Origin of the sequence: Enterococcus italicus DSM 15952, from assembly GCF_000185365.1 — a bacterium.
GTDB lineage: Bacteria > Bacillota > Bacilli > Lactobacillales > Enterococcaceae > Enterococcus_G > Enterococcus_G italicus.
This window is the reverse complement of the sequence record NZ_GL622241.1, coordinates 2,128,820-2,131,733: the sequence shown is the minus strand read 5'-3', so window position 1 is coordinate 2,131,733 and position 2,914 is coordinate 2,128,820. Positions and strand designations below refer to the sequence as shown.

Here is a 2,914-nt window from a genome sequence, read left to right as displayed (position 1 = left end):
CCAAAACTTTAATTTCAGTACAGACTGAAAAGCCGAAGAGAGTGCCTTCTTTTCGGCTTTTCTTGTATATTCCTCGAATGGTCTTCATGCCTTTAATCGTGGCTGAAGCCGTTCGAAGACTTTGATAAAACTTATTTCGCCGTTTCATTGGACGATGATCTTGCTCAATTAAGTTATTGAGATATTTCACTGTTCGATGCTCTGTTTTCAAATAGAATCCATTTTTCTGTAACTTTTTAAACGCACTACCTATAGATGGGGCTTTATCTGTAAGGAGAACCTTTGGCTCTCCGAATTATTTATTTAATCGCTTTAAAAAGGCATAAGCTGATTGTGTATCTCGTTTTTTACGTAACCAAATATCTAAAGTTAGTCCATCTGCATCAATTCCATGGTCATAAAGAATTTCTTGAACTTCTCGATAACTGAGAATATATTGAAGATAGTAACCTACAGCGACAATCATTACATCTTCCTGAAATTGTTTGCCTTTAAAGTGATCCATCTTCTTTCCTCCAAGCTAGCTTTTGACTCTAGTTTATCTTAAAACTAGTTTATCAGTAAATTTTGCAACAGAATCAAATTATCCTAATTATTTCTAATTGATTCTGTAAGCACTTTGCTTAGCGATACAACTAAATTGTGATAGAATTAAGTTATAGTTTTAGAGGATATTATGGTCACTAAGTTACATCTATAAATTTTTATGGAGGTGTTTTAATATGGCAAATTTCTATGGAAATGATCCTTTTTTCAACAATGATATGGATGATGTTTTCAATCAATTGTTTCGGCGCATGGATAATCAAAATTCGGAGCGTGCACGGTATTTAGTTAATGGGCAATCGTTGACACCGGATGAGTTTGCTCAATACCGAGCAACTGGTAAGCTACCCCAAAATAATAAAACAATAGAAGTATCTAAAGATGGTAAACAGGCTGTTAAAAAAGGAGGGATTTTAGAAAAGTTAGGGAATAATTTGACGGAACAGGCTCGTGATGGATTACTAGATCCAGTGATTGGACGTGAGAATGAGATTCAAGACACTGCAGAAATTTTGAGTCGTAGAACGAAAAATAATGCAATCTTAGTTGGTGATGCCGGTGTAGGTAAAACTGCAGTCGTCGAAGGTCTGGCACAAGCAATTGTGGCTGGTAAAGTTCCAGAAACGATTCAAGACAAAGAAATCTATTCGATTGATTTATCGTCTTTGGAAGCGGGAACTCAATATCGCGGTTCTTTTGAAGAAAATATTAAACAGCTGGTAGAGGAAGTTAAAGCAGCTGGTAATATTATTCTATTCTTCGATGAAATTCATCAGATTCTCGGCACGGGTGCCACTGGTGGTGAAGATGGTGGCAAAGGATTGGCTGATATCATTAAACCTGCTTTGTCACGTGGCGAGCTGAGTGTAATCGGGGCTACGACTCAAGATGAATATCGCAATACTATTTTGAAAAATGCGGCTTTGGCACGGCGATTCAATGATGTTGTGATTAATGAACCCACGGCCGCTGACACTTTACGTATATTACAAGGTGTTAAAGAGCTGTACGAAAAACATCATCATGTTGTATTACCAGATGATGTTTTGAAGGCGGCTGTGGATTATTCGATCCAATATATACCACAACGCACTTTGCCAGATAAAGCTATCGATTTGATCGACATGACTGCGGCTCATTTAGCGGCTAAAAATTCGCAAACTGATGTTGAGACATTGGATCAACGCCTTAAAAAATTAGAGGCAGCTAAGGAGGCCGCCATTAAAGCAGAGGACTTTGCAAAAGCCGCTGATATCAAGAAGTCGATCGAGGAAACCAAGCAAAAAATTAAAGAAACGGATCAAAAAGAAAAAATCACTGCCACGATTGATGATGTGGCACAATCGGTTGAACGTTTAACTGGTATACCAGTTTCTGATATGGGCGCTAATGATATTGAGCGCTTGAAAAATCTTGATAAGCGTCTGAAAAGTAAGGTAATCGGTCAAGATGAAGCGGTTGAAATGGTAGCAAAAGCAATTCGGCGTAACCGTGCGGGCTTTTCAGAGGGTGATCAGCCGATTGGAAGTTTTCTGTTTGTGGGCCCAACGGGCGTAGGAAAGACTGAATTAGCTAAGCAATTAGCCTTAGATATGTTTGGAAATGAAAATGCGATTATTCGGCTAGATATGAGTGAATATGCTGATCGTACAGCTGTGTCGAAATTAATTGGTACCACGGCTGGATACGTAGGCTATGATGATAATAGTAATACTCTAACTGAACGGGTTCGGCGTAATCCATATTCCATTGTATTGTTAGATGAAATTGAAAAGGCTGATCCACAAGTATTAACGTTACTGTTACAATTGATGGATGATGGGCGCTTAACGGATGGACAAGGCAATGTCATTAATTTCAAAAATACGATTATTATTGCTACTTCTAATGCTGGCTTTGGTAATGAAGCATTAAGTGGTGACAAGCAACGAGATCAGTCATTAATGGATAAGTTAGCACCATTTTTCCGCCCAGAATTTCTGAACCGTTTTAATGGAATCGTGGAATTTTCACATCTGACTAAGGAAGACTTAAGACAAATTGTCGATTTGATGTTGGCGGATGTACAAAAAACTTTAGCCAAAAAATCCATCAAACTTGAGGTAACTGAAGCGGCCAAAGATTGGCTGATGGAACAAGGCTATGATGAAGCAATGGGTGCGCGGCCATTACGGCGAGTAATTGAACGACAAATTCGTGATAAGGTAACAGATTTCTACCTTGACCACTTAGATGTCAAAAACTTGAAGGCTGATTTAGTGGATGATGAGATTGTGATATCGGCAGCTTAGCTTAAATCAGTGTTCATAAATAACTTTATGTAAGAGGAGATTTATTAGGCTCTTTGTCAAATAGTGTTGTTTTATAT

At 38.2% G+C, this 2,914-nt stretch carries 1 protein-coding gene and 1 pseudogene; one reads left to right on the top strand and one right to left on the bottom strand.

Annotation, left to right across the window (positions count from 1 at the left end; all coding sequences use genetic code 11):
* Positions 1 to 505 (bottom strand): annotated as a pseudogene (locus tag HMPREF9088_RS09820) (IS6 family transposase); the annotation flags it as partial.
* 217 nt (positions 506 to 722) lie between these two features.
* On the opposite strand from HMPREF9088_RS09820, the gene clpL reads away from it, so the two are divergent.
* Positions 723 to 2,837, top strand: a complete 2,115-nt coding sequence (gene clpL / locus HMPREF9088_RS09815) for an ATP-dependent protease ClpL (RefSeq protein WP_007209095.1) — start codon at positions 723 to 725, stop codon at positions 2,835 to 2,837.
* Positions 2,838 to 2,914 lie beyond the last annotated feature (77 nt).

Coding starts and splice junctions, on each gene's coding strand:
- clpL (WP_007209095.1), top strand. CDS start 723: ATGGCAAATTTCTATGGAAATGATCCTTTTTTCAACAATGATATGGAT.